At 42.8% G+C, this 26389-nt stretch carries 30 protein-coding genes; 19 read left to right on the forward strand and 11 right to left on the reverse strand.

Annotated features, from left to right (window positions below; all coding sequences use genetic code 11):
- Nucleotides 1–113 precede the first annotated feature (113 nt).
- The 5 genes from CL55_RS01295 to CL55_RS01315 all read left to right on the forward strand — a co-directional run bounded on the left by CL55_RS01295 (nucleotide 114) and on the right by CL55_RS01315 (nucleotide 3298).
- A complete protein-coding gene (locus CL55_RS01295; protein ID WP_237150517.1) occupies nucleotides 114–698 on the forward strand; it encodes a YdcF family protein in 585 nt (194 codons plus the stop codon).
- A 157-nt stretch (nucleotides 699–855) separates the two neighbouring features.
- Nucleotides 856–1395: a YqgE/AlgH family protein gene (locus CL55_RS01300; RefSeq protein WP_046331054.1), complete on the forward strand. Its 540-nt coding sequence runs from the start codon at nucleotides 856–858 to the stop codon at nucleotides 1393–1395.
- A gap of 4 nt (nucleotides 1396–1399) precedes the next feature.
- Complete coding sequence (gene ruvX, locus CL55_RS01305) at nucleotides 1400–1813, forward strand: Holliday junction resolvase RuvX (protein ID WP_205621281.1); 414 nt, start codon at nucleotides 1400–1402, stop codon at nucleotides 1811–1813.
- 1 nt (nucleotide 1814) lies between these two features.
- Entirely contained in the window at nucleotides 1815–2321 is a 507-nt protein-coding gene (gene pyrR, locus CL55_RS01310; protein ID WP_046329527.1) for a bifunctional pyr operon transcriptional regulator/uracil phosphoribosyltransferase PyrR, read from the forward strand.
- Entirely contained in the window at nucleotides 2318–3298 is a 981-nt protein-coding gene (locus tag CL55_RS01315; protein ID WP_046329528.1) for an aspartate carbamoyltransferase catalytic subunit, read from the forward strand. The genes pyrR and CL55_RS01315 overlap by 4 nt, the downstream gene beginning before the upstream one ends.
- Nucleotides 3299–3341: 43 nt before the next feature.
- On the opposite strand, the gene CL55_RS01320 is transcribed toward CL55_RS01315, so the two are convergent.
- Nucleotides 3342–4394: a glycosyltransferase family protein gene (locus tag CL55_RS01320; protein WP_082091862.1), complete on the reverse strand. Its 1053-nt coding sequence runs from the start codon at nucleotides 4392–4394 to the stop codon at nucleotides 3342–3344.
- Between the two features lie 167 nt (nucleotides 4395–4561).
- Here CL55_RS01320 and CL55_RS01325 point away from each other — a divergent pair, with 167 nt between their 5' ends.
- Together CL55_RS01325 and CL55_RS01330 are read left to right on the forward strand one after the other, a co-directional pair.
- A complete protein-coding gene (locus CL55_RS01325; RefSeq protein WP_082091863.1) occupies nucleotides 4562–5110 on the forward strand; it encodes a methyltransferase domain-containing protein in 549 nt (182 codons plus the stop codon).
- Between the two features lie 5 nt (nucleotides 5111–5115).
- Nucleotides 5116–6111 carry a hypothetical protein gene (locus CL55_RS01330; RefSeq protein WP_046329530.1) on the forward strand — a complete coding sequence of 332 codons (996 nt, stop codon included), beginning with the start codon at nucleotides 5116–5118 and terminating at the stop codon, nucleotides 6109–6111.
- 6 nt (nucleotides 6112–6117) lie between these two features.
- Here CL55_RS01330 and CL55_RS10400 read toward each other — a convergent pair whose 3' ends face one another.
- The 3 genes from CL55_RS10400 to galE form a co-directional block, all read right to left on the reverse strand.
- Nucleotides 6118–6384, reverse strand: a complete 267-nt coding sequence (locus CL55_RS10400; RefSeq protein ID WP_052728694.1) for a hypothetical protein — start codon at nucleotides 6382–6384, stop codon at nucleotides 6118–6120.
- A gap of 167 nt (nucleotides 6385–6551) precedes the next feature.
- Nucleotides 6552–7094 carry a hypothetical protein gene (locus CL55_RS01340; protein ID WP_046329531.1) on the reverse strand — a complete coding sequence of 181 codons (543 nt, stop codon included), beginning with the start codon at nucleotides 7092–7094 and terminating at the stop codon, nucleotides 6552–6554.
- A gap of 31 nt (nucleotides 7095–7125) precedes the next feature.
- Nucleotides 7126–8139: a UDP-glucose 4-epimerase GalE gene (gene galE, locus CL55_RS01345; protein WP_046329532.1), complete on the reverse strand. Its 1014-nt coding sequence runs from the start codon at nucleotides 8137–8139 to the stop codon at nucleotides 7126–7128.
- A gap of 157 nt (nucleotides 8140–8296) precedes the next feature.
- Between galE and CL55_RS01350 the strand changes: the two genes are divergently transcribed.
- The 3 genes from CL55_RS01350 to CL55_RS01360 are packed head-to-tail and all read left to right on the forward strand — an operon-like array spanning nucleotide 8297 to nucleotide 10732.
- Nucleotides 8297–9076, forward strand: coding sequence for a hypothetical protein (locus CL55_RS01350; RefSeq protein ID WP_205621282.1), 780 nt, complete (start codon nucleotides 8297–8299; stop codon nucleotides 9074–9076).
- On the forward strand, nucleotides 9036–9611 hold the full coding sequence (locus CL55_RS01355) for an O-antigen ligase family protein (protein ID WP_046329534.1): 576 nt from the start codon (nucleotides 9036–9038) through the stop codon (nucleotides 9609–9611). Before CL55_RS01350 ends, CL55_RS01355 begins: the two co-directional genes overlap by 41 nt.
- 17 nt (nucleotides 9612–9628) lie before the next feature.
- Nucleotides 9629–10732 carry a glycosyltransferase family 4 protein gene (locus CL55_RS01360; protein ID WP_046329535.1) on the forward strand — a complete coding sequence of 368 codons (1104 nt, stop codon included), beginning with the start codon at nucleotides 9629–9631 and terminating at the stop codon, nucleotides 10730–10732.
- Here CL55_RS01360 and CL55_RS01365 read toward each other — a convergent pair whose 3' ends face one another.
- Nucleotides 10733–11557, reverse strand: a complete 825-nt coding sequence (locus tag CL55_RS01365) for a glycosyltransferase family 2 protein (RefSeq protein ID WP_082091864.1) — start codon at nucleotides 11555–11557, stop codon at nucleotides 10733–10735.
- Between the two features lie 138 nt (nucleotides 11558–11695).
- On the opposite strand from CL55_RS01365, the gene rfbB reads away from it, so the two are divergent.
- From rfbB to waaC, 5 genes are read left to right on the forward strand one after another with little or no spacing between them, the layout of a single operon-like run.
- Nucleotides 11696–12754, forward strand: coding sequence for a dTDP-glucose 4,6-dehydratase (gene rfbB, locus CL55_RS01370; protein WP_046329536.1), 1059 nt, complete (start codon nucleotides 11696–11698; stop codon nucleotides 12752–12754).
- A gap of 16 nt (nucleotides 12755–12770) precedes the next feature.
- The gene (rfbD, locus tag CL55_RS01375) at nucleotides 12771–13748 is read left to right on the forward strand and encodes a dTDP-4-dehydrorhamnose reductase (RefSeq protein ID WP_046329537.1); all 978 of its coding nucleotides are present in this window, start codon (nucleotides 12771–12773) and stop codon (nucleotides 13746–13748) included.
- Between the two features lie 25 nt (nucleotides 13749–13773).
- Nucleotides 13774–14697 carry a glucose-1-phosphate thymidylyltransferase RfbA gene (rfbA, locus tag CL55_RS01380; protein ID WP_046331058.1) on the forward strand — a complete coding sequence of 308 codons (924 nt, stop codon included), beginning with the start codon at nucleotides 13774–13776 and terminating at the stop codon, nucleotides 14695–14697.
- Nucleotides 14694–15263: a dTDP-4-dehydrorhamnose 3,5-epimerase gene (gene rfbC / locus CL55_RS01385; protein WP_156156244.1), complete on the forward strand. Its 570-nt coding sequence runs from the start codon at nucleotides 14694–14696 to the stop codon at nucleotides 15261–15263. The genes rfbA and rfbC overlap by 4 nt, the downstream gene beginning before the upstream one ends.
- Nucleotides 15264–15302: 39 nt before the next feature.
- Nucleotides 15303–16334, forward strand: a complete 1032-nt coding sequence (gene waaC, locus CL55_RS01390) for a lipopolysaccharide heptosyltransferase I (protein ID WP_046329538.1) — start codon at nucleotides 15303–15305, stop codon at nucleotides 16332–16334.
- A gap of 10 nt (nucleotides 16335–16344) precedes the next feature.
- Here the strand turns inward: waaC and CL55_RS01395 are convergent, their stop codons facing one another.
- Complete coding sequence (locus CL55_RS01395) at nucleotides 16345–17973, reverse strand: TolC family protein (RefSeq protein WP_237150519.1); 1629 nt, start codon at nucleotides 17971–17973, stop codon at nucleotides 16345–16347.
- Between the two features lie 105 nt (nucleotides 17974–18078).
- On the opposite strand from CL55_RS01395, the gene CL55_RS01400 reads away from it, so the two are divergent.
- From CL55_RS01400 to CL55_RS01415, 4 genes are all read left to right on the forward strand, one after another.
- Nucleotides 18079–18924: an undecaprenyl-diphosphate phosphatase gene (locus tag CL55_RS01400; protein ID WP_046329539.1), complete on the forward strand. Its 846-nt coding sequence runs from the start codon at nucleotides 18079–18081 to the stop codon at nucleotides 18922–18924.
- 39 nt (nucleotides 18925–18963) lie between these two features.
- Nucleotides 18964–19422 (forward strand): DUF2721 domain-containing protein, encoded by a 459-nt coding sequence (locus CL55_RS01405; protein WP_046329540.1) that lies wholly within the window; start codon nucleotides 18964–18966, stop codon nucleotides 19420–19422.
- Nucleotides 19423–19435: 13 nt separating this feature from the next.
- Entirely contained in the window at nucleotides 19436–20218 is a 783-nt protein-coding gene (gene trmB, locus CL55_RS01410; RefSeq protein ID WP_237150520.1) for a tRNA (guanosine(46)-N7)-methyltransferase TrmB, read from the forward strand.
- A 100-nt stretch (nucleotides 20219–20318) separates the two neighbouring features.
- The gene (locus CL55_RS01415; protein WP_156156245.1) at nucleotides 20319–21062 is read left to right on the forward strand and encodes a methyltransferase domain-containing protein; all 744 of its coding nucleotides are present in this window, start codon (nucleotides 20319–20321) and stop codon (nucleotides 21060–21062) included.
- 6 nt (nucleotides 21063–21068) lie between these two features.
- On the opposite strand, the gene CL55_RS01420 is transcribed toward CL55_RS01415, so the two are convergent.
- The 5 genes from CL55_RS01420 to ribBA all read right to left on the reverse strand — a co-directional run bounded on the left by CL55_RS01420 (nucleotide 21069) and on the right by ribBA (nucleotide 26123).
- Nucleotides 21069–22268, reverse strand: coding sequence for a glycosyltransferase family 9 protein (locus CL55_RS01420; RefSeq protein ID WP_046329543.1), 1200 nt, complete (start codon nucleotides 22266–22268; stop codon nucleotides 21069–21071).
- 56 nt (nucleotides 22269–22324) lie between these two features.
- Nucleotides 22325–23803: an NAD-dependent succinate-semialdehyde dehydrogenase gene (locus CL55_RS01425; protein WP_046329544.1), complete on the reverse strand. Its 1479-nt coding sequence runs from the start codon at nucleotides 23801–23803 to the stop codon at nucleotides 22325–22327.
- Between the two features lie 137 nt (nucleotides 23804–23940).
- On the reverse strand, nucleotides 23941–24441 hold the full coding sequence (nusB, locus tag CL55_RS01430) for a transcription antitermination factor NusB (RefSeq protein ID WP_046329545.1): 501 nt from the start codon (nucleotides 24439–24441) through the stop codon (nucleotides 23941–23943).
- 8 nt (nucleotides 24442–24449) lie between these two features.
- Nucleotides 24450–24965 carry a 6,7-dimethyl-8-ribityllumazine synthase gene (ribH, locus tag CL55_RS01435; protein ID WP_082091865.1) on the reverse strand — a complete coding sequence of 172 codons (516 nt, stop codon included), beginning with the start codon at nucleotides 24963–24965 and terminating at the stop codon, nucleotides 24450–24452.
- Nucleotides 24966–24983: 18 nt separating this feature from the next.
- Nucleotides 24984–26123 carry a bifunctional 3,4-dihydroxy-2-butanone-4-phosphate synthase/GTP cyclohydrolase II gene (gene ribBA, locus CL55_RS01440; protein WP_046329547.1) on the reverse strand — a complete coding sequence of 380 codons (1140 nt, stop codon included), beginning with the start codon at nucleotides 26121–26123 and terminating at the stop codon, nucleotides 24984–24986.
- Nucleotides 26124–26389 lie beyond the last annotated feature (266 nt).

Consider the following 26389-nt stretch of genomic DNA (forward strand, 5'->3'; position numbering starts at 1 on the left):
GTAAACGTTTTTTAATTCTCACCTTAGCCGATTTATTACTAGTTGGCTGGTTGCCTAGCTCCGAACTATTTTTAAGGGCTTTAGAGGATTCAGTGCCTAAAAGTAATTTGAGCATGATCTCAAAAGATGAGGTAGCCGGAATTATCATTTTGGGTGGCGCTATAGCTGGGGGTGATGTTGCTGTTGATCGTGGTGAGATTTCGATTTATTCCTCAGCAGAGCGCATTACCAAAGCCTTTGAGCTTATACGTCAATATCCACGACATCCATTTATTTTTAGTGGGTTCTCGAGTCATTTGGTGCCTACCGGGATGTCAGAGGCGAATGCTTTTAAGCAACTCATAGCTGAGCAAGGCTTGTCTGATCAGTATGCTCATTATGAGAGCCAGTCCCGAAATACCTATGAAAATGTGCTCTATATGAAGCCTATGATTTTGGAATTGGTAGCAATCAATCAAAGTAATATCAGTGGAGCCCAAAAACCTTGGTTACTCATTACTTCTGCAAGTCATATGTATCGATCGCTTAAAATTTTTCAAAAACAAGGCCTCGCGGTCATTCCAGTTCCAGTTGATTATCAAACTGGGCGTAAATTAAATTGGGGCTCCTTTAGCCTAATTGCAGGGGCGCAGCAGTGGAATAATGTCATCCATGAGGTAGTTGGTCTTCTAGCCTACTGGATCACTGGAAAGATCTAGCTAGGGCAGAGAATTCGGTAAAATAAATCAAATGAACATGGCTAAAAAAGCCCCTGTGGGTCAAGCTACAACATCCACTAAGCCTTCCCAGACTTCTGCTGCTGGGCCCTCAATCGCTTATTCTGCTAATCATCTAGCAAACCAATTCCTTGTTGCCATGCCTGGGATGGTCGACCCCAATTTTGCAGGTTCAGTTATCTATCTTTTTGAGCATACTGAACGGGGTGCGATGGGCTTGGTGATCAATCGCCCTACCGAGCTTGATATGGGGGCCTTATTTGAAAAAATTGAGGTCAAGCTGGAGGCTGAGCCGGTATCTAATCAACCGGTCTATTTTGGTGGTCCAGTGCAATTCGAGCGTGGTTTTGTCTTGCACGAACCTGCCGCAGAGTTGGCTTACAGCTCTTCCTTGGCTGTTCCGGGTGGCTTGACCATGACAACATCAAAGGATGTGCTTGAGGCTGTGGCAACAGGTTCTGGGCCGAATAAGTTCTTGATGACCTTGGGTTATGCAGGTTGGAGTGCGGGCCAGCTTGAGGAAGAAATTACCCTCAATGGCTGGATCAATGTCCCTTTGTCCCAAAAACAAATGGTTGAGATTATTTTTAATACCCCCTCTAGCCAGCGCTATGAGCGGACGATGGGTCTTTTGGGGTTTGACCCATCGCATCTTTCTGGCGAGGCAGGGCATGCCTGAGGGCATGAAGAAAGATACAGAGTTGACGGTTATGGCCTTTGACTTTGGGACGCGGCGTATTGGTGTTGCCGTCGGAAATACCCTCACTTGTCTGGGGAAGCCAATTAAAACGATCGCAGAATCATCTAGTAATGCTGTATTCAGAGTCATTGAGGGGCTTCTGAAGGAGTGGCAGCCCAATCACCTAGTGGTTGGCTTACCTTGTCACCCTGACGGTGCCGAGCATGAAATGAGTGCCAAGGCCCGCCGCTTTGGCAATCAGCTGCAGGGACGCTTTCATTTACCAGTGGAGTGGGTGGACGAGCGCTACACCTCGGCTGTTTTAGAGGGAAATCCAGACATGCGAGACAATTTGGATGCACTGGCTGCGGCCTTGATTTTGGAGCAGTATTTTCTTGAAAAGAATTGGATTAGTTGAGATGAATGCAGAGCAGTCCTATCTAAAGTTACTAGAGACTTTGAATCAGTACAAAAAGGCTGGCGATGTGTTTGAGTTAGCCGGTCTTGCAATGGGCGGGGCTTGGATTGCAGAGCGTTTAGCGACAGATTTAAATCTTCTTCACTTTGGAGTAATCAATGTAGCCTTTCATCGCGATGACTATTCTGAGAAGGGTATGACTGCGCTTCGAACCGCTAGCAACATGTCTACCCATCTTCCTTTTGAGGTGAATGGCGCAAATGTAATCTTGATTGATGATGTATTGCTTACTGGCCGTACTGTCCGCGCAGCGCTCAATGAGTTATTTGATTTTGGTAGACCTGCACAAGTGAAGTTGATGGTTTTAGCAGATCGTGAAAACCGTGAATTGCCGATCTCAGCTGATTTTGTAGGGGAGCAAGTAAGCGTTCCAGATACTCAAATTTTAGTTTTGGAAAAAGATGGTGCTGGCAAGTTCAGCTTCCAATTAGAGGAGCGTACAGTATGAGCGGATTGAATGACTTAGTCAACGCCCCAGTAAATCAATTTAATTCCGCTGGTGAGTTAACTCATTTGTTGACTTTAGAGGGTTTACCAAAAGAGCAGATCCTCCACATCCTCGATACCGCACAACAGTTTGTCAGCGTGACAGATCCTGCTAGAGAAGTGAAGAAAGTACCGCTTCTTCGTGGCAAGAGTGTATTCAACTTGTTCTTTGAAAACTCCACTCGCACTCGTACTACTTTTGAGATTGCTGCTAAGCGTTTATCTGCAGATGTAATTAACTTAGATATTTCTACATCTTCTACCGCAAAAGGCGAAAGTCTTTTAGATACGATTGATAACTTAGTGGCTATGCAGGCGGATATTTTTGTGGTGCGCCATAGTATTTCTAGGGCGCCGATTCAGATTGCTCAACATATTCCCGCTCACGTCCACGTAATCAATGCTGGTGATGGTAGCCACCAGCATCCGACTCAAGGCTTGTTGGATATGTACACGATGCGCCACTTCAAGAAAGATTTTAGTAGTCTAAAGGTTGCTATCGTAGGTGACATTTTGCATAGCCGTGTTGCCAAATCGAATATCTGCGCATTAAGAACTTTGGGCTGTAAGGATATTCGTGCGATTGGACCTGAAAGTCTTTTGCCAAGCGATTTAGATATGCTGGGGATCAAGATATTCCACAGCATGGAAGAGGGTTTAAAGGGCGTTGATGTAGTCATGACATTGCGCATCCAGAAAGAGCGCATGGAAGCAGGTCAAGTTCCCGAAGGCGATGAATTCTTTAAACAGTATGGTTTAACACCTACACGCTTAGCCTTAGCGAAATCTGATGCTATCGTGATGCACCCAGGCCCCATGAACCGTGGCGTAGAAATTGATTCCGCTGTAGCGGATGGCACTCAATCTGTCATCCTCAATCAAGTCACCTTTGGTATAGCAGTTCGAATGGCTGTTATGTCGATAGTTGCAGGAAATTAAAAAGTAACTTGTTTCTTACTGAATAGTAATTATTTTTTGAGAGTTATTTTAAGAGCTTTTGATATTTACTTAAAATAATCGTAGCCATCTCATCGTACGAGAATCGATCTTTAATAAATTTTCTTCCCTCTAAGGCAATCTTTTCACACATATATTCATCGTCAAGTATTCGTTTCAGGGAAGCCTTAAATTCATCAAGGTTATTAAATAAAATCAGATTGTGATTATTTTTCAGTTCAGGGTGTAATTCATCGTAATTATCTGAGAGCAGTAATGATCCAGATGCTAGGATTTCATAAGGCCTCATATTGATACCACTTTGAGTTTCTAGCGCACTCTCCGGCTTTGCAATGATGCTTAAAACAACTTTGGATGAGTTGTAGAGTCTGTTCAAGCTCTCCCCATAGCATTCCCATCCTTTAATTACTTTTATAAGTGAGAAATTGGATAGGGCAGGTGAAATCCATCTTGAACCGTAAAGGCTAACTTTGTTTGTTATTTCTAAAGCGGCCAGGATAAATTTTTCTCGATGAGCACTATGCTTTCCAACAAAGGCTATATCAATGTTTTTTTTAGTTTCAGGTAAGTAGCGGAACTGATGATGATCAACTGCATGAGGCAAATAATTGGTATTCATAAATCCAGCCTTATTGAGGGCCGCAATTGCGATCTTGCTGTATGAGAAATACCAATCTAAGTTTTGGGAGAATAGAAGAAGTCTTTGTGGATCTTGAACGGGGTCAACAAGCCAGCCAATTTTAGGGGCGTCAATTTGAGATAAGGTTGCTTTTGAATAATGAATCCCATGAATAAATAATACAAAATCAGGTTTATTTTTTTTATAGGACTTAATGAGCTCTGTATTTAGAAAATTCCAGTGATTTAATGGGTGCTTGGAGAAAAGAAATTCCCTCTTTTTCAAAATTCTTAAGTTGTGCGCCCACTTATTAACAGCATGAAATACATATTTATCAACCCAATGATGGTGTTCGTTGGCCAAAAAAGTGATTATCTCTAACCCGGCATTTTCAAAGCCCTTTACTAAGCCTGGCACTATGGATGGCTTTGATTGGTATACGATAAGTAGGCGTGTCATTTAGGGCTATAGTTTGATCGCAATAATATGAAAGTTTACAATGTCAGCATATGATTTTATATGCTGGTGAGAAATTATTGTTGACAACTATTTAAGGCTATATGAGGCTCGTAAATTATTTTAAAACCCTGAAATTAATGTTCCGGTCTTTTAGCAGTATTGTTGATATGGAAGAAGTTGGTGATTTAGAGGTTTTTTACTCTGCGTTTAGATCAGATTTAACTAAAAATACAAATTCCAAAAGCTTAGATTTGGGGTGTGGGAATATTCCTAGAAATCCATTTAAAGCAGATGTGCTTTACGGAATTGATATTCGAGATAGTGCTAACCCCAATATTGCTAGGTCAGACCTTGCTCAAGAGGGAATCCCCTATGAGGACGCATCCATGGACTACATTACTGCATTTGATTTTATAGAGCATGTCCCGCGGGTTTTGTATTTGCCGGAAATTCGCTATTCGTTTATAGAGCTGATGAATGAGGTTTACCGAGTTTTAACTCCAGGTGGATTATTTTTGGCGCAAACGCCGGTTTATCCATTCTCTGCGTGTTTTACAGATCCAACTCATATCAATCCAATAACAAGCGAAACTTTCTCTCAATATTTTGATGATCAGCGTCAGTGGGGAAGAATGTATGGCTTTAAAGGTTCTTTCAAAGTCGAGAGTCAGGTACGCCACTCCACACATTTAATTAGTGTGCTGAGAAAAGTTTGATTCTGATGGCTAACGTCCAAAAAAAGAACAGAGTTCAAAGTGGAAAAGTTTTGGTTGTCTACCATTATTATGAAAAAGATCAATCTTACATCGATAATTTTTCCCACTTCTTGAGATTTGGTTATTGCGTAGAGCTGAACTACCTCATTATTATTGCCGGTGAGTACACAATAGATTTTCCACTCGCAGATAATATTAAATACTTTTTTACTGAGAATAAAAATTTTGATTACGGTGGCTATTGTGCGGCTATTTGTGAGCTAAAAGCTTGGCAGGAGTATGATTTTTATCTATTTATTAATTCTTCTGTGCGTGGCCCTTTTATTCCTGCGTACGACAATCAAAATTGGACCGATCTTTTTATTGATCTATTTTCGAATGAAGTTGGTATTGTAGGCTCAGCGATTAGTATTACTCCATCCCATCATTCAATCGCGAAGATGTACTATGGAAAATATGGAATACGTGAACGCAATGATCAGTTTTTGGGGCATGTTCAGACCACCTGTTATGCACTAACCCGACCAGTACTAGAGCAGCTTGTTAAGCTTGGCTTTTATGAGGGTGCTGAGAATCTCAACAAGGACGAGACTATTTGCCATTATGAAATTAGACTTTCTCAGTTAATAGTCGACATGGGTTTAAATTTGCGCTGCATTTTGCCAGAATATAATCAGGTTGATTATCGCAAGGAGCTTCTGGATATAAACCCTTCATCACGCGAGGGTGATAGTGGGTTCGAGCGCTCATACTTTGGGCGGAGTGTGCATCCATATGAATCAATCTTTATCAAGACAAGTAGAGCTACACTTTCTGAAGAAGATTTGATGCGTTTAGCTCATTCAATGTCAATTAACTTAAAGCTAAATGACGCTCTAGAGAGGCAACATTTTATGCGCTCATTTGTTCAAAAAATACAGGCATCCTCACTAGGGCCGCGTGAGGACTCAAGATTGCAGAAAAAAAGTTTACTTAAATCCATGCTGAATAGATTTAAGTAAGAAGCTTTAGTATTTACAAAAATAATCAGCAATTTGTTGTTTGAAAATTTTTGGCTCATCTTGTAACCATTTTCTATAAGAAGTAAAGGCTGCATGGTGTCCAGCAAATTTATCCATAACATCTTTAGCAAGAACTCCAAAATCCTCGATAAAGCCATTTGCATTGCTATCCAATTTGTATAGCGGTGGTATGGGCAGATCTATAGCATTGCCGGCGGATCCTAATTTGCCAGTAATTAAGCAGCATCCATGCATTGCAGCTTCACGGGGCATGCGATCTCTGCCTGGGTGATGTCCAAAATCTATATATAACTTCGCACTATAAAGTGCCTCAGAGAGTTGATCTCGATTGAGTCCTTTAAGTGGAAAAAATTTCCATTCTGGGTATCGGGAAATTAACTGCTGGGTAACTGTCCATCCTTTAGTCGGATTGTAGAAAATTATGTTTTTTTGTGATCAATCCGATCGAGGTATTTATTCGTAAGGAAATCCTCATTAATCGAGTCGATTAATGGAATTGGCTCAATTCCGCAGGATTTGAGATATTGGGTTGAGTGTTCTGTTTGGGAAAAATGCAAAAGTCCCTTTAAATTTTTTGCGCCAGACCAGGGCCTGCGTCCTTGAAGCACTCTTTTAAAATAACGAACTCGGTCATGAAGCAGCCATGTATGGCGACGCTCCAAGAAATTTTCTAAGGATAGCCACCAAAGCGCTGCTTGGGCATTTTTTACTTTCAGGGCTGGCATTGGGTCAATTTCCGGGAAAATGATTAAGTTTCCGGCCATATCCTCGTAGGGTGCTGACTGTGTTTGGTAGCATTCATATGCAGCTGGTGGTTTAGCTGATGCAGTGAATGGCTGGTAGCACATGAATGCAGGCAGCCCTAGGCTATTCATGTGCGCAGTTAATTGATGAAGCGCTTCTGGCCCACCAGATACAGCACCTGCCGGGCAAACCACTAATATTTTTTTAAATTTATGCATCTGTAAATGAGCCACTCTAAGTTGATATTGTCTATGAGCTCTGAGCGCCCAATTGACTATAGAAGCGCCAGGCATCCTCACACATTCTTTCAATTCCATGCTTTGGTTGCCAGCCTAATACTACTCTCGCTAAGTCACAATTTGCATAATACTCAGCTAGGTCGCCGGGTCGACGCCCAACTATATCGTATGGAATTTTTTTGCCGCTAACTTTTTCAAAGGTTGCGACCATTTCAAGGACGCTATTGGGTTTTCCTGTTCCAAGATTCACCACAAGCATACCTGGATTGCACTCTAGATATTCCAAGGCCAAGAAATGACCCATAGCTAAATCATCAACATGAACATAGTCCCTGAGTCCTGTGCCGTCATGAGTCGGAAAGTCACCTCCAAACACTTTTAGCCTTGAGAGGCGACCCATGGCAATTTGTCCAATGTAAGGGATCAGATTATTTGGGGTTCCAACGGGATTTTCTCCAATGAGTCCGGAGAGGTGGGCACCAACCGGGTTAAAGTAGCGTAAGCAGGCAATTTTGAGGTGTGGATTTACTCTCGATATATCTCTAAGAATATCCTCAATCATTAATTTCGTGCGCCCATAAACATTAATGGGAGCGGTGACCATATCCTCATGATACTCAGTAGTGCGAGACTCACCGTAGACTGTAGCTGATGAAGAAAAGACAAAAGCATCTACCTTAGCTTTTAGCATTTCCTCTAGAAGGCTAATGCTGCCAACGACATTGTTGTTGTAGTACCTTAACGGCTCACTTTGGGATTCGTCAACGCTTTTAAGTCCAGCCAAATGAATTACCCCTGAAATTGGGTGATTAGCAAAGATCGTACCAAGCAATATTCGATTATTAATATCGCCTTCGTAAAATATTGGGTTGGATCCTGAAATCTTTTGGATACCCTCAAGTGCGGAGAGCTTGCTATTACACAGATTATCCAATATCAGTACTTTATAACCTCTCTCTAACAGGGTCAATACCGTATGGGAGCCAATATATCCAGCACCACCTGTGACGAGAATCGTCTTCATAGTAGATTTAATGTAGAGGTGAGGGTTGATAAATGCTGTAATGGTATTCTGCTTTAAACACGGTACTTATCCTCTATTAATATAATGCTCTGTCAAACGTGCTGTCGATGATAATTCATTGCATTAGTCCCTCAAGAAAGCTATGAAAAACAATTCAATGCGTACTTACACCAAGCTAGACTGGTTAGTAATGTTTGCCATCTTCATGTTTCCCGTCACTTTTTTGACAGTGCGTCATGGTGTGCATGTTTCGTTATTTGCTTTGCTTCTCATCACATTTTACCAATTCTGGCGAGTTGGGTTGAAAAAGATTCAGCTCCTTTACCCGCAGGATTTACTGACCCTTTTTATATTTTCGGGCTTGTTCATTTCAATTTTAATATCGCAAACATTTCGTGGGGCAATACATTTTGCGGCATTGGATGGGCCATCTCGAGTCTTATTTGCTGGAATTATTTTTATTTTCCTCAAAGAGTTAAATATTCCGTATATTAAAATTCTAAGGATCGCCATACCAGCCGGCCTTATACTTATTTTTTCTATAATAGTAGTGAAGCCTTTAGATCCGTATTGGTCGGGAAGATTTTCGATGTATTTTGTGGATCCAAACACATTAGGATCCCAAGTTTTTATTCTTACGCTTTTATCTATAGTGATGATTGGCTGGAATCAGAATCAGTCCAGTTCTTTGCTGGGAGTTCAGGTGTTGGGCTGTTTAATGGGGTTCTATGTCGCCTTTGGATCTGGATCTCGTGGTGCATGGCTCGCTACCCCCTTTATATTCGCCCTGTTTATATTTTTAAAAGCCGGAGATATTGCGCATGCTACTAATTTGCAGAGAAAAAAACTCTGGTATCAACTATGCACTATTACTTTATTAATTTTCAGTTTATTTTTTGTTAGGGTATTTTTTCTTAAATCATTTAGCGCTAATTGATCGAAGTATTGCTGGATATCATGAGGTACGCAATTGGATAAACGGTGTTGAATTAGATACCTCAATCGGTTCTAGACTGAGCATCTGGAAATTTAGCCTTCAATTCGCCAATGAAAGCGTCTTATTTGGTTATGGCGAAGAAAAAAATATGTTGCAGTTCTTACAAAATAGCGCTCTTAATATCCCGGAAAATAAGACTGCAATTAATATACTGGCATTAGCTGGGCCACATAGTGATATTTTGAGTAAACTGTTGTCAACCGGCATATTTGGTTTGGTTGCTTATCTCGGACTTTTGCTGCTCCCCCTTATTATTTTTTATAGGCATCGCAATGACATTGATCTCGATAAAAAGATGGCATCAAGGGTTGGCCTATATTACATTGTCGGTGTTTTTATTGCTGGATTTTCTAATGAGCAGCTCTCCTTAAAGTATCTTTGCACGTTTTATGGTCTGATGATCGTAACCTTAATGGCGCAAGTACTTCATAAATCTTCTAGCGCAGAACAGTCAAAGGCCCAAAGTGGTTTTTAATTAATTTGAGTGGCTTTATGGGTAATGAAAAGGTAGTTCTATTCTCCGACTCCTCCATGAATATTGGAGGCCAAGAGTTACAGGCGCTTCAGCAGATGCATTCTCTTCATGAGTGCGGGTATCAGCCAATATTACTATGTAAGCCCAAGAGCGCAATAGCTTCTCGTGCAAAGGATGAAGGTCTATGTTTCATTGAGATGCCGTTTCGAAATGCGTTTCATATTCCTAGTTTAATGCGGCTTTTACGCTTAGCAAAGGAGAAAAATCCCGTAGCGATGTTTTGTCATGGCAGTCACGACGCCTTAATTTCTGCTTTAGTAGGAATGGCGCAAATTTTTCTTGGCCGTAAGCGCATTCCCGTTTTTCGAGTGAAAACTTTTCAGCATGGCTACCCTCTATCGTTTGCCTATAACTATCTTTTTGCGGGCACGCTAATACCTAGTTATTATTTGCGCTCTAAGTTTATGGCTAATTCAGCTATCAATATTCATAAGCTGCATGTACTTTATCCTGGGATTAATTTTTCTGGATTAGAAGATCAGGATGCAGTATTGCCGGAGCGTGTACAAATTTGGTTGGATACTCATCGGGGTCCAGTCATATCTCATGGCGCTATTCTCAGGGGTGAAAAAGGCCACAGCACCATTTTAAAGGCTCTTGTACGCGTCAAGGAGGTATTTCCGAATGTACGATATGTCATTGCGGGTGAGGGTCAGGATAAGCCCCTGCTAGAGGCAGAGATTATGAGATTAGGGCTTAGCGATAATGTGCTGATGACTGGAATCTTAAAAAAAATTGCACCCCTTTTAAGGGTGAGTGACATTGCAGTTCTTCCATCTTTGATTGAGCCTTTAGGCATGTTCCAAATCGAGGCGCAATATTTAGAGGTACCAGTGATTGTTAGTAATACTGGCGGTATTCCTGAGACGATGGTAAATCAAGTGACGGGTTTGATGATTGAGTCTGCAAATGTCGGGGAGTGGGCTAATGCCATTATTTGGATGCTATGTAACCCAATCGCCGCAAAGCATATGGCACAAGAAGGTAAAAAGCTTGTGATTGAAAAATTTTCCCTGAATGCTAACAGCGCAGGGTTGGTAAGTCTTATTGAGAGGGCTTAATTAAATCCATTCAAAAGTATGATTTTTTCTTAAGCCGTGCACAGACATGCCATATTTTTTGACTTCGTCTTGGCAAGATTGAGATTGATGTTTTTTTGCTTGAATCTTGACTAGCTTTCTTTGAATCCAGCTTTGGTTGAGCAACTTGTAGTTATAGCGGTTGGCTAATCCATCTTTCTCAGATAGTCCCCTCTCTTGCTTCATAGCGGTTTGGGTAATCGACCCAAAGTGATGCAACCACGATGCCCCCGTTATCGAAGTTTGAATATTTGATTTTTTGAGTTCATTAAAGAACAAAGTGTCTTCATACCCAAGTAGTTTCGGTATGGGTTGGAAATATCCGACATCCATCCATACGGAGTTGTGAATGGCTAAGCACACAGCATGCTTGCTGCCTAAGCGATGTATCTCTTTTATATCAGCCGTGGTTTTTTGACTGAATACATCAAAGTCATAATCTAGCGGCCCCTCAATTAAGGCGGGACTAATTACTCTAAGACTTTTAGATTCTGCGGCGTGAATAAGATTCTCAATCCATAATGGTGATACTAGGACATCATTATTCATAATGATGCTCCATTCACTTTGCAGTGCTAAGGCTCCCTGATTCCAGGCGGTGCCACAGCCGAGGTTGCTTGCATTAAATATTCTTCCTCCAAGAGGAAGGGTGGCAAGGTAATCTCGTGTGCCGTCAGTTGAGCAGTTATCCACTACCACGAGTCGATCCAAGGGGGTACCTTGCTTAACCATGCTATCGATACACATTTTTGTGTATTCCACAGAGTTATAGCAAGCAAAGGTTAGGCTGTATTTATTGGGATTCACGATTTAATATTGGTAATGTTTTGTTAAGATGCGACTGTGACAAAGAATTCTAGAGTTTTTGGGATTTTGCCTTGATTTGGGAAAATCTCATACACATTCTCGTCATATTACATTTCGTATTACATATATTGGCTAATTATGATTTTAATAACAGGTGGCGCCGGCTTTATTGGAAGTAACTTCGCCTTAAATTGGCTGGCTGACTCTGCGTCTGAGGGGGTAGTTAATCTCGATAAGCTGACCTACGCTGGTAACTTAGCCAATTTAGAGCCCCTTAATAATGATCTGCGCCATATTTTCATTCATGGCGATATTGGAGATAAAGAATTAGTCCCCAAGCTCTTAAAAGACTATCAACCACGTGCGATTGTGAATTTTGCTGCAGAAAGCCATGTCGATCGCTCAATTCATGACCCTGCTGAGTTTGTGGCAACGAATATTATTGGCACCTTCAATTTGCTTGAGTCTGCCCGTGAGTATTGGAATGGATTAAATGAGTCTGCCAAGAAAGTGTTTCGCTTTCATCACGTGTCTACTGATGAAGTCTATGGTTCCCTATCTTTGACGGACCCAGCCTTCACGGAAACGGATGCCTATGAGCCTAATAGTCCATATTCTGCATCCAAGGCTGCATCGGACCATTTAGTGCGCGCCTGGTTTCATACCTACGGTTTTCCGGTGGTTACAACCAATTGCTCTAACAACTACGGCCCTTATCACTTCCCTGAGAAATTAATTCCACTGGTGATCCTCAATGCACTCAATAGTAAGCCATTACCTATTTATGGCGATGGTCAACAGATACGAGATTGGCTCTATGTTGGAGATCATTGCTCCGCAATTCGGGAGGTATTGACTAAAGGTAAATTAGGTGAGACTTACAATATCGGTGGTTGGAATGAAAAAGCCAATATTGATGTTGTAAAAACTATTTGCACTATTTTGGATCAACTAAAGCCCCGCTCAGATGGTAAATCTTATGCAGAGCAAATTACTTTTGTTAAGGATCGCCCCGGTCATGATCGACGTTATGCGATCGATGCTAGTAAAGTAGAGCGCGAGTTAGCCTGGCGTCCTGAGGAAACCTTTGATACAGGGATTCGAAAAACAGTTCAATGGTATTTAGATAATCCAGCGTGGGTAGAGAGTGTATTGAGTGGCTCATATCGCGATTGGCTAAAAAAGCAGTACAGATAACTCCAATACGTCACCCATGAAAATTTTAGTATTTGGTAAAGATGGTCAACTAGGTAAGGCTTTCCATGCCGCTCTTAGTGATTGCAATTTGGGTTTAGCTAAACAGTTAAACATTCAATACCTTGGGCGGTCTCAATGCGATCTGACTAGCGAACAAGCCATCGCAAATATGTTGGATCAATTTGGACCTGAACTTATCATTAATGCGTCTGCATATACTGCCGTTGACAAAGCTGAAACAGAGGCAGATTTGGCGTTTGCGGTAAATGCGAGAGCCCCAGAATTAATGGCTCGATATGCCGCTCAGTATGGCGCAACTTTTTTACACTTCTCAACAGATTATGTATTCGATGGCGAGAAGTATGGGTTTTATTTAGAGAACGATCTTCGTAATCCACTGGGAGTCTATGGTAAGAGCAAAATGGCAGGTGAAGAAGCAATTGCGAAAGCCTTTTCTAAGGTGGCTAACCAATTGCCAGGGGTCGGTAGTCAGTACGCTATTTTGCGCACTAGCTGGGTATATGGTGATGGTGGAAATTTTATTCGCACTATTTTGCGTTTAGCGAAAGATCGCGAAGAGTTAAAGGTGATTGAAGACCAGTATGGTGTCCCAGCTAGTGCACAATGGTTGGCTCAGGTTAGCTTAAATTTGGTAATGTATTCTCATGGCGCTTTAAGAGAGTTTCCATCCGGCATTTATCACGCAGTTCCTGCTGGCGAGACTAGCTGGCATGGGCTTGCATCCCTGGCAGTGCAGGCTGCTTTAGAAGCTGGCGCAGCGCTAAAATTGACTCCTAAAGCAATTAAACCTATTCCTGCGATCGAATACCCATTACCTGCTTCTAGACCCATGAATTCAAGAATGTCGACTGATAAGTTACATCAAGTCTTTGAGGGGCGAGGCGATATGTCAAAATTACGTCTATTGAATAAGCCTTGGGATGAGGCGGTTCGGGTCTATGTCCACAATGTAGTTCAAGATGGACTTAATTAGAAAGAGCGCTATGGCGGTAAATCAAATACATCGCAAGGGAATTATTTTGGCGGGTGGATCAGGCACTCGCTTATACCCCGTCACTAAAGCGGTATCGAAGCAGCTCATGCCTGTCTATGACAAGCCGATGGTGTACTACCCTTTGACTACCTTAATGCTCGCAGGGATTCGAGACATTTTATTGATTTCAACTCCGCATGACACACCACGTTTCTCAGAGCTACTTGGCAATGGTTCTCAATGGGGTTTAAATATTGAGTACTGCGTTCAGCCGTCTCCAGATGGTTTGGCTCAAGCATTTATTTTGGGTGAAAAATTTGTTGGTAACAATCCGAGTGCATTAGTACTTGGTGATAATATTTTTTACGGGCATGAGCTGGTAGACCAGCTTGATAGTGCGAATCATCGTAATAGCGGCGCAACAGTTTTTGCATATCACGTCACTGATCCGGAGCGTTATGGTGTCGTTGAATTTGATAAGGAGTACAAGGCACTCTCAATCGAAGAAAAGCCTATTAAGCCAAGAAGTAGTTATGCAGTCACCGGTCTATACTTCTATGACAATCGGGTATGTGACATTGCATCCTCGATCAAACCTAGCGCTCGTGGTGAATTAGAGATTACCGATATCAACCGCGTGTATCTTGAGAAGAATGAGTTGAGCGTAGAAATCATGGGTCGTGGATTTGCTTGGCTGGATACTGGCACACATGATTCATTATTGGATGCGGCAGGCTTTATTGCTACTTTGCAGAAGCGTCAGGGTTTGATGGTTGCTTGTCCCGAAGAGATTGCTTATCGTCAGGGATGGATTAGTGCTGAAGAGGTTTTAAAGGTTGCTATGCAACTGAGTAAAAATAGCTATGGTCAGTATTTAAATAAGATTTTAAATGAGCTCAATACTTCTGACCAACCCGTCTCTTTACTTCATAAGAAGATGATTGCATGAGTGCCGCCATCTCTAAGCTGCTAGTTACTTCAACAGTAATTCATGATGTAGTAATCATTGAGCCAAAGGTATTTGGTGACGAGCGTGGTTGGTTTACCGAGTCTTTTAATACCCAAGACTTTGCGCTTGCTACTGGCTTGGCTGTAAAGTTTGTTCAGGATAACCACTCCTTTTCACGGCAGTGGACTTTGCGGGGCTTACATTATCAGCTAGAGCAGACTCAGGGTAAATTAGTGCGCGTTGTGTTGGGTAGCGTTTTTGATGTTGCCGTGGATGCCCGCAAAGATTCGCCAAGCTTCGGCAAGTGGGTTGGGGTTGAGCTTAGCGCTGAAAATCACAAGCAATTGTGGGTCCCTCCCGGCTTAGCGCATGGCTTCTTAGTTTTATCTGAGACAGCCGAGTTTCTCTATAAAACTACGGATTATTACCATCCTAAAAGCGAAGTCTGCTTGGCTTGGAATGACCCGGTAGTGGCGATTCAGTGGCCCTTACCCGAAGGTATTGCACCCAGTATGAATGACAAAGATTCTGCTGGTTTATCGTGGGATGCTGCCCCTAAGCTTTAATTGGCTTGAGGTATTTTCAAAAGATAAGATGATGTCCGTATGAGCGCCCCCCCTAAAATTCTGCTGGTTAAACTATCGTCTCTCGGGGATGTGCTGCATAACTTACCGATTATGTGGGATTTACGTGCACGACTTCCTGATGCTCAAATTGATTGGGTGGTCGAAGAGGCTTATGTTCATTTGCTAAGTCCTCTTTTATCCCGACAGGATTTCAGGGGAATTGATCGTATTATTCCCTTTGGCTTGCGTCGCTGGAAGAAGAATTTATTCAAGCTATCAACCTGGCATGAATTCTTTTCTTTTTGTATGTCACTTCAGTCAACTGCTTATGATATCTTGATTGAGACCCAGGGCTTACTAAAGTCTGCCATTGTGTGTGCCCTTGCAAAAAAGAGTTCGAATACGATCGTTGCGGGCCTGGCTAATGCAACAGATTTTTCAGGATACGAGCCGCTTGCTAGATTGTTCTACAGCCAATCTGTGCAAGTCCCCATGCAATGCCATGCCGTAGATCGTTCACGCTGGGTGATGTCCTCAGCCTTAGATTGGCCTTTACTGGATCGAGGTGATGCGCCTCGGTTTTATGCCAAAGATTTTTCTAGTAATATTTGGCCAAATACTGTAGAGGGTTTAAAGAATCCTTACGTACTTTGTTTTCATTCAACTGCTAGGGAATCTAAACGCTGGTCAAACGACTATTGGCTTGAACTCGGTAAAGATTTATCTGTTCGTGGCTATCAAGTGGTCTTCCCCTGGGGAAATGCTTCAGAGAAGAAAGTTAGCCAATTGCTTGCTGCGCAGATTCCAGGCGCAGTTGTACCACCTGCCTTTTCTATTGAGGATGCTTTCTCGGTCATTTCTGGTGCGGCACTAACGGTTGGGGTTGATACTGGACTTACCCATCTTGCAGCAGCTCTTGATAGACCTACTATTGAAATCTACTGCGATTCACCGCGCTGGAAGACAGAGGGGTATTGGTCTAAGCAGATTTTTAATCTTGGGGATATGCAAAAACCTCCAAGCGTGCAAGAAGTTATAAGTGCCTCTCTTAAACTTTTGCAGCAATCTTAACTTTTTGTGTTTAGCGAAGTAGAGTATTAATAGCTATCAGATCCTCATCTGATAGCGCAGCAGCATGAGCCTTAAGTCTAATTGCATTAAGAATGGTGCTATATCGTGCCTGCTGTAGTTGCGAGCGGGTAGTGATCAAAGTGTCCAACGCAATCAACACATCAATGTTGATTAATGTCCCTACTTGGAATCCCAATTTACTCGATTCGAGGGCTGAGTTTGATGAGCGCTCGGCTGCTTCATAGGCCTTGACGCTCGCTAAGCCTCCGTAGAAGCCAGTAAAGGCTGCCCTAGTATTTTGGGCGGCAGTACGTCGAGCATTATCGTAATTGGCTTTAGCTACATCAACCAACGCTGCATTTTGACGAATTACTGAGTTATTGAATCCGCCTGATACGAGCGGGATACTCATTTGCAGCGCAATAGTGTTGTTGTAAATGTTCGTTTGCGCAGGCGTTAAGCTATTAGCTGTTCCATTTGAAGTGTTATACCCGGCCGTTCCAACAAAGTTCACCGATGGATAGTTCAGCGCTTGTGATGCTCGGTAAGAACTCTCTGCTAAGTTGACTGACAATTGGCCGGCCAATACGTTAAAGTTGGCTGTCTCTGCCTGCAAGATCCAGTCGTCTAAGGTTTGACCTTTTGGTAATTGCGGATTTACACTCTCCACAATTGGCATGCTATTACCGCCTTTAATTTTAGAGCGGGGGTCCCTTAAGACGCCGTCAATCTTCGCTTCTTTGATCAAGGGTTTTAATGGTCCCACCGGGTGACCCACTAATTGCTCTAGCACGCCTCGTTTAACAACAAGATCTGCCTTCGCGGTAATTTCTTGAGAGTTAGCTAGATCAAGGGCAGCTTGAGCTGTATTGACATCAACAATATTAGCAAGGCCGGCATCAAATTTAGCTTGGGCGATTTCGAGCTGTTGTTTGATTAAACCCTTTTTATTGCGATATAACTCAACATTATCTTGACTTGTGAGTGCATCAAAATACGCTTGCGATACCCTAAGAATTAAATCCTGTTGCGCTAAATAAAAGCGCATGTCTGCAATTTTGGTATTGAGGTCACCTTGCTTAAATGCCTCTAAGGCTGCCATATTAAATATAGGCTGCGTTAGGGTGACTGTGTAGTTTTTTTGGTCGTATACACGAGACCCTGTCACAGCTCCCGCGGGCGCGTTGCCAGCTGTGTGTTGATAGTAGCGTGTACCACCAGGAACTGCGCTAGCCTGAGGAAGGAGTAAGGAAAGTCCTTGCCAATAGAGTTCTTTGCTCGCTTGATAATTAAAGCGAGCCGCATTTAAGACGGGATCACTAAATGCAGCCTCTTGATAGAGTCGAATGAGATCTGATGCTTGTCTGCTACTGACTAAACCGTTACCGCTTAGGTTCGAAGACGCACTATTGGTGGGAATTGCCTGTTTAGGGGTAATTACAATTTGTGGTGGTACATCTAAGCCAAGCAAGGATTGAGTGCTTATTTGGCTTGGTAGTGAAGGTTTTGCCGCATTGGTGCTTTGTGCAAGAGCGCTTGGCGGTATGATGGATATGCCAAGCGCTTGGCTTAGGATTAAACCTAAGGTGCTGATTTGGGGTAGGCGAAAGCGGGGTGGGATCATTTCATTCAGATGCATTGCTGTGTGTCTTGAAGTTTAAGGCTTATTTGGGTAAAACGCCTTAATTGACCACCATTTTGCCAAATCCTCTTTAGAGCTTGATCTAACTATAAAATTGCGGTCATGGATCTTATTTTACTGGGCAAGGCCTTGATACTCGGAGTAGTAGAAGGTTTAACAGAGTTTTTGCCAATCTCAAGTACAGGCCACCTCATTTTGGTGGGTGACTTGCTCAATTTTAATGACGAGCGGGGGAAGGCTTTTGAGGTCATCATTCAATTTGGAGCTATTTTGGCAGTCTGCTGGGAGTTCAGAGCAAAGCTCTGGAAGGTAGTTTCTACTATCAAAACCAGCGCTGTTTCACGTCGCTTTATTCTCAATCTACTGATTGCCTCAATTCCAGCAATGGGGTTAGCCCTTGTACTTGGTAAACACATTAAAGCGGTATTATTCGCGCCGATTCCTGTGGCGAGCGCATTCATCTTGGGAGCATTAGTTATTTTTTGGGCGGAGCGCAGACAAAAAATAGTTTTGTCAGCAAAGAGTCATATTCAAGCAGTGGATGACCTTTCTCCGATGGACGCTCTCAAAGTTGGGCTTGCACAGTGTGCAGCCTTAATTCCCGGAACATCCCGTTCGGGAGCAACTATTATTGGCGGCATGCTCTTCGGTTTACCTCGTGCAGTGGCTACAGAGTTCTCATTCTTTTTGGCAATCCCTGTCATCGGTGGTGCAACCGCATACGAGCTTATCAAGCTTTGGAAAAACCCTGTACCCTTATCTGGCGAATTTACTTTGGTAATTGTGGTGGGATTTATCGCCGCCTTTATCTCCGCTTTTATTTGTGTGCGCTGGTTGATTCATTATGTTTCTGGGCATAACTTCATTCCGTTTGCCTGGTACCGAATTGTCTTTGGTGTGCTGGTATTGGTGAGTGCATATACTGGGCTTGTGGCTTGGTCTCACTAATTCAAAAATGAATATTAATAGAGGCAGATTGGAATAAAAATGGATGCATCTATTGACGCTATTACTAATAATATTCAATTAGCATTAGCCCCAGTCTTTTTGTTGACTGCGGTAGCAACTCTGATTAATGCTATCTCCGCGCGCTTGGCTCGATCTGTGGATCGTATGCGTGCTATTCAGCACCGGATTCAGGAGGGCGGCATTCAGGATCAAGCAATTTTGATGCATATGATAAAAGAGGCAAAAGAAGCAAAAGTTCGAGGTCGCCTCTGTACTGCTGCAATTTTCTTTAATGTGTTGAGCGGCGTATTTATTTCACTGACAGTCCTTGAGTTATTCTTCTTCCAAGCTGGAGCGGTGCGATCATTGCAGGCAACCTATGTCATTTGGACTTTCGTACTTGGTCTAGTATCATTTATGACTTCACTTTCCATCGTTTTAAGTGAAGTAGTTTATGCCTATCGTTCGGCTGGCTGGAATACGCCTTTCTTAAAATAAAGGTATTACGATAGTGACTTTTCCTAGAGCAGACCGTATTCGCTCTTTTGTATTGAGAGCGGGCAGAACAACTTCTGGTCAGCAGCGTGCCATTGATGACTTGGGCCCCCAGTTTTTGGTGCCATTTCACGATGCCGCGTTAGATCTTCCGCGGGCCTTTGATGGCTCGTTGCATCCTAAGATACTGGAGATTGGTTTTGGGATGGGTGAGACCACTGCCAAAATTGCCGCTTTACGAGCTGAGGATGATTTTCTGGCGATTGAAGTACATACGCCTGGGGTAGGCGCTTTGCTGAAATTGATTGGCGAAAACCAATTAACCAATTTGCGCTTAATTCAGCATGATGCAGTTGAGGTTCTGGAGAAGATGATTGCAGCAAACTCTTTGGACGGCATTCATATTTATTTTGCAGATCCTTGGCATAAAAAGCGTCACCACAAACGCCGACTCATTCAGGCCGAATTTAGCAGATTGCTGGTTTCACGTTTAAAGCCGAATGGCTATTTACATTTAGCGACCGACTGGCACAATTATGCAGAGCAAATGCTTTTGGTATTAAATGCAGAGCCAACCCTCATTAATACATCCGATGAACAAGTGCAAATAGAAACCTTTTTAATAGAAGATGCCGCCAAATCTTGGAACTCAAAAGAATTTAGACCCACGCTGGAGCAGCTCGATACTAAACACGCCGGTTACATAGATAGACCCTCTTACCGACCTATTACGAAGTTTGAGAATCGTGGTGTCAAGCTTGGTCATGGAGTTTGGGATTTGCTGTACAAAAAACGCTAACTGTTTATGGTCGGAGTGTAAGATGCTGAATCAAAAATATTTTATCCATGCCTATTAAGTTCATCCCTATTTAAAAATGTCTATAAGTAAACGCTTTAAAATGTTTAAAAAACAAACTGGCCGGGCTCTTCTCGGTCGAAATCCATTTGATCTCGCATATTATTTCTGCAAAGGTAATGGGCTTGAGGTTGGTGCTCGTAATAATCCATATTCTTTTGCCCGTGGCTGTAAGGTTAGTTATGCCGATATTGGAAATACGGACGAAATTAAATCTATTCTTGCTGAAGGATTTAGGTTGGGTTTAAAACGGGAAGAGTCGGGATTTGTTGGGGTTGATCTTATTTTAAGGGGCCCAAGATATGGATTCGAGCTTATTGGGAACAATTTTTTCGATTTCGTTTACTCGGATAATGTTTTGGAGCATACGCCTAACCCAATTTTTGCGATAGTTGAGCAGTTAAGAGTAACTAAAGTTGGAGGTTATGTTTATACCGTTATCCCTAATAAGTATTTCACATTTGATAGGAATCGAGAGGCAACCCCCGCATCTTTGCTGATCGAAAAGTATCAAAAGAATATCTTTCACTATACGATTGATGAAGCACTTGACATCATTCTTAAAACTGAAAATTTTCCTAGTATGAATCTTGAGGGGGATGCGCTACTAGACCATGCAAGAAAAATGATTTTGGCTAACGATGGTGAATATCATTTTCATGTGTTTGATATAAAAAATACAATGGAAATGTTAGATTATATTTGTCAAAATAAATCTGCAACCCTGAGATATTTTTCGGCACCTGATTTTAAATATATTCACTTTGCAATTTGTAAAGAGGCTTAAGCCCCTTTACTTGATTATTGATAAACAAGCATTGAGTGCATTTTTTATATTAAATTTTGAGGTACAGGCAAAATCTCCTCTTTCACATTCCCATTGACTGCCAAATGGATATAAATTCTGACAGCCGTAGCATGATACTTCTGGGGTAATTGCTGTAAAAATGGCATCAGGACTCCTGAGAGGTTTTCTTACTTCGTGGTGGGCAATCGTAAAAAAACTAACGATAGGTGTTTTAGTACACGCTGCGATATGTAGTGGTCCAGCATCTGTTCCAATAAAAAGGGCGGCGTTTTCAATTAGTCCCTTTGACTGCTGAAGCGAAAGCTTGCCCCTAGCATCAATTAATGGCAGATCTTTGTTTGTGAGGGCAACATCCAATTCTTCACCCCCTATTTGCAATATCTTTAGGCCAGTTTTGACGCTAAGTTCCGTAATTAAATATTCCCAGTCTTTTGGTTTAACATTTCTATATTGTTGACTTGGGTCGATTCTGTTGTGGCACACGATGTATGGCCCGCCAATATCATTCAGCCATTTTTCAACAATTTTTTCATCATAATTACTTAAAAATAGCTCCGGTTGCAAAAATTGATTATTTTGATGCGCACCAAAAGCAAGGAAATTATAGGCAGATGTTATGTGCAAAAACCTATTTTTTTCATAGCAGAGATCCAAGTTTAGAATTACATCGTAGTTATTCTCCAAATATCTAAGCTCTTTAATTGAGAGAGTTTTGTAAATGTAAGGATTATTTGTGAATACTGCTGGATACCTAGTTGCAACTGTAATTAAACATAATCCATCATATTTCTCATGCAGTAGCTTTACTATTGGTGTGGCCAAAAGAACGTCCCCCATCGCCCCAGCTCTGATAATCAAAATGGAAACATTTGCATCAACTTTATAAACATTTTTTTGTACACTACAAGTGTTGATTCCTGCTTGGTGTACTCGAATTTTTGAAAAGATGGAGGTTGAAGGCTCCTTGATGTGCAATTTTGTTTTTAGTAAATATTTTTTTGGCAAGTAGACACGAAAAATATCATCAATAAGTTTTTGAACCCCCCCCTTCTGGAGTGAGAGATTTGCAACTTTTATATATCTTGGAATTGATCTTGGGTTTCTAATGCACTCCCATCCGAAATGGACTATCGCATACAAAGCTAATTTTATTTTTATATAGTTTGTTTCGATTTTTTTGCGCATTGGATTGTGAGTCTAATCGGTATGTAATAAATCTGAAAAAACGTCTTTTAATTTATCTAAAGACCTAGGCAAATATATTTTATTTCAAGGTATTCATCAATTCCGAAGGCGCTACCCTCTCGCCCGAGGCCAGATTCCTTAACACCGCCAAATGGCCCTACCTCGTTTGAAATAATTCCGGAGTTTACACCAACAATACCATATTCAAGAGCTTCCGCCGCTTTCCAGATGCGACCAATATCTCGACTATAAAAGTAGGATGCCAATCCAAATTGACTATTGTTGGCCAACCTTATTGCTTCCTCATCGTTTTCAAAGGTAATGATGGGTGCTACGGGCCCAAAGGTTTCTTCATGGGTAATGAACATGTCATTAGTGATATTAGACAAAATAGTTGGCTCATAGAAGGTGCCGCCCATTGAGGATCTCTTGCCACCGCTAATGAGTTTGGCGCCTTTACTTAGCGCATCGGCGACGTGCCTTTCTACCTTCATTAGTGCAGCTTGCTCAATGAGAGGTCCCTGAGTTGTGCCAGGTTCCATTCCATTACCCACCTTAATCACTCGAATGGCTTTAGCAAACTTTTCTACAAATTGATCGAGCACATTCTTGTGGACATAGAATCGATTTGCGCAAACACAAGTTTGGCCTGAGTTACGAAATTTAGAAGCCATTGCGCCTGAAACGGCCGCATCAATATCAGCGTCCTCAAAGACAATAAAGGGGGCATGACCACCGAGCTCTAAGCCTAATTTTTTTACCGTGGGAGCGCATTGCGCCATTAAGATTCGTCCAACTTCGGTTGAGCCTGTGAATGACAAGTGGCGGACGGTAGGTGATGCGCATAGTATTTTACCAATCACAATAGATCCATTGGCGTCTGCAGTGAGAATGTTTATAACGCCTGCTGGCACGCCAGCTCGCTGAGCAAGCTCTACTAGCGCTAATGCACTAAGTGGTGTGAGTTCAGCTGGCTTGATTACGATAGTGCAGCCAGCCGCCATTGCTGGTGCAATCTTACGCGTAATCATTGCGATCGGGAAATTCCAAGGTGTGATGGCGACGCAAACACCAATTGGCTGTTTCATGACCATCATGCGCTTATCGCCCCAAGTAGTACTTGGAATGGATCCAGTAACCCGCTTGGCCTCCTCAGCAAACCACTCCACAAAAGAGGCACCATAAGCTACTTCACCAGTTGCTTCAGTGAGTGGCTTGCCTTGTTCTAGGGTCATGAGGGTCGCTAGGTCTTGGGTATTCTGAATAATCAGATCAAACCATTTGCGCATCACATGAGCGCGCTCTTTTCCAGTTTTACTCTTCCAGCTTTGAAAGGCCTGCCCAGCGGCTTCAATCGCTCGCTCAGCATCGCTTGGCTCTAGATTGCTGATATTTGCAATCAGCTCTCCAGTAGCGGGATTGTGAACCGCAAAAGTTTTTCCTGAATTTGTTTTAAACCAGGCGCCATTAATGAAAGCCTCTTCTTTAAATAGACTTGGATCTTTGAGTAATTTTCGAATATCTGTTTTCTGCATGATGGCGTCTCTTTGGTAAAAAGTTATTTTTATTTTATCCCTGAGTGTAGTTTGGATTACCACTCAAAGCTATGGACAAAATAAACCCCCTGGACCTCTTGGAGGCGCAGGGGGTGAGATCTGATTGAGTCTTGCTTCTAACTCGCATTTACCTCAGTGCTACGTAACTGTTGAGCTAGAAGATCTAGTACGCCATTGACGTATTTATGGCCATCAGTACCGCCAAATGTTTTGGCTAATTCCACAGCTTCATTAATAGCTACTTTGTAGGGAACAGCCAAATCAATAGCAAGTTCATAGGTGCCGATTAGAAGGGCGGCATGTTCTACAGGAGAGAGCTCGTTAATAGGGCGATCAAGTGCAGGGGTAATGAGACCCTCTAGCTCATCAGTACGCTCTAATACTCCAGCAAAAATACCCTGAAACAAATCATGCTGGCAGCGGCGAAATCCAGGATCTTCAGCCAATTGCTTAGCGATTGCTGCAGCATTTGGAAGGCTTCCTGCGCGGCGCATGACTAGGCTTTGATAAACGCCTTGTAAAGCATATTCACGAGCACGACGACGTGGTGTGAGTGAGCGCTTAGGTGCGCTTGGTGTGCCAGGTGCCGCCTGTGGGTTGGGGACGTTTTTATTCATCTTAGGAATTACTCTTCTGAAGGATTGATTTCAAAATCAATATCGGGAGTAAGGGCTAAAGCCAGATTAGCCATTTCAACAACCGCTCTTGCGCAGTCTGCGCCCTTTACTTGAACACGTATCTGAGCTTGCTCATCCGTCTCGCAGGTGAGAACACCGTTAGCAATTGGTAACCCAGATTCAAGGCATACACGGGTAATGCCAGCACCAGATTCGTTGGACACGAGTTCAAAGTGATAAGTCTCACCACGGATGATGGCGCCTAATGCAACCAAACCATCAAACTCGCCTGTTTCAGCAAGCTTCTGTAGAGCAAAAGGAATTTCTAGTGCGCCTGGCACGGTGACTAATTTGATGTCAGATTGGGATACGCCAAGTTTGATCAACTCTTCAATACACGCAGTCGTCAAGGCAAGGCAATGCTCTTCATTGAAGCGCGCTTGCACAATACCGACGCGCAGGTCTTGCCCGTTGAGGTCAGTAGCGAGTACGCCTACAGCAGATTCTTCATTAGATGTATTCATCATATTTCCTGAAATTACTTATTTTTTAGATTCAAATGGGATGTAGCCGGTAACTTCAAGCTTATATCCGGAAAGACTAGGTACTGGGTTAGGGTTAGCGAGCAAACGCATTTTGCCAACGCCAATATCTTTGAGGATTTGCGCGCCAATGCCATAACTACGGAAATCAGTTTTGCGAGCTAATGGTTTTTCCGCTGCTTCAGCATGAGTGCCATTCAATTTATGAAACTGGGCTAGCCAATCTGCATCATTAGGGGCTGCAACGCCCGAAGCGTTGAGTAGGACTGCCACGCCAGAGGATGCTGAAGCTAACTTCTGCAAAGCTTGAGCTAGGGGCCAGGAGTGGGTGCTGACATTTGAGTCCAAGAAATCCAATACAGTGACGGGCTCATGAACGCGGACTAGTGTTTCTTCACCTTCCGATGGCTTGCCATGCACCAGTGCCAAGTGGATACAAGAGCTTGGCGTATCTCGATAAATGATTCCGTGAAACTTACCCCAGGGAGTGTTGAATTCACGTTCACCCTCGCGCACCACAATACTCTCGTGTTGGCTGCGATATTGAATTAGATCTGCAATACTGCCAATCTTTAATCGATGTTCTTTGGCAAACTCGAGTAAATCTGGCAAACGTGCCATGCTGCCATCGTCTTTCATAATCTCGCAAATGACGGCAGTAGGTGAGCAACCAGCCATGGCGGCCAAATCACATCCAGCCTCCGTGTGACCAGAGCGGATCAGTACGCCACCAGGTTGCGCCATTAAGGGAAAAATATGGCCTGGCTGAACTAGATCATTCGGTTTTGCGTTTGCAGCAACGGCCGTCTTGATGGTGTGAGCACGGTCTGCTGCCGAGATACCAGTAGTCACGCCACTAGCTGCCTCAATCGAGACAGTGAAATTCGTCCCCATCGAGGTACCATTGTCCCGAACCATGAGAGGTAGGTTAATTTGTTGGCATCGTTCACGTGTCAAAGTAAGGCAAATTAGGCCACGACCATGCTTAGCCATGAAATTCACCGCCTCTGGAGTGACATAATCGGCAGCAAGCACTAGGTCGCCCTCATTCTCGCGATCTTCTTCATCAACCAGAATGACCATCTTGCCGGCCTTGAGCTCAGCAACGATTTCTTCTGTGGAGGCGAGGTTATTTTGCATAGCCTTCTATTTTAAGCTAGGAGGGGGTTTCGGGCTTTGGCCTAAGATCCTGTGGTCCATATTGGAGCAATATCCAGTTTTTCTGACAGTGAGTATCCATGAAAGGCCTGTTTTTGCCACTCTAGTCTCGAGAAAATGGCCTGTGCTTTGCCTCTTTCAAAAATCCCCGCCCTCTCTTAAATCTAACGATCAGGCCAATGGATTTATCTTATTGGAGGTACTGGTGGCAATGAGTCTGGTAGCAAGCAGTTGGGTAGGTTTGAGCA

Source organism: Polynucleobacter duraquae (assembly GCF_000973625.1).
Lineage (GTDB): Bacteria > Pseudomonadota > Gammaproteobacteria > Burkholderiales > Burkholderiaceae > Polynucleobacter > Polynucleobacter duraquae.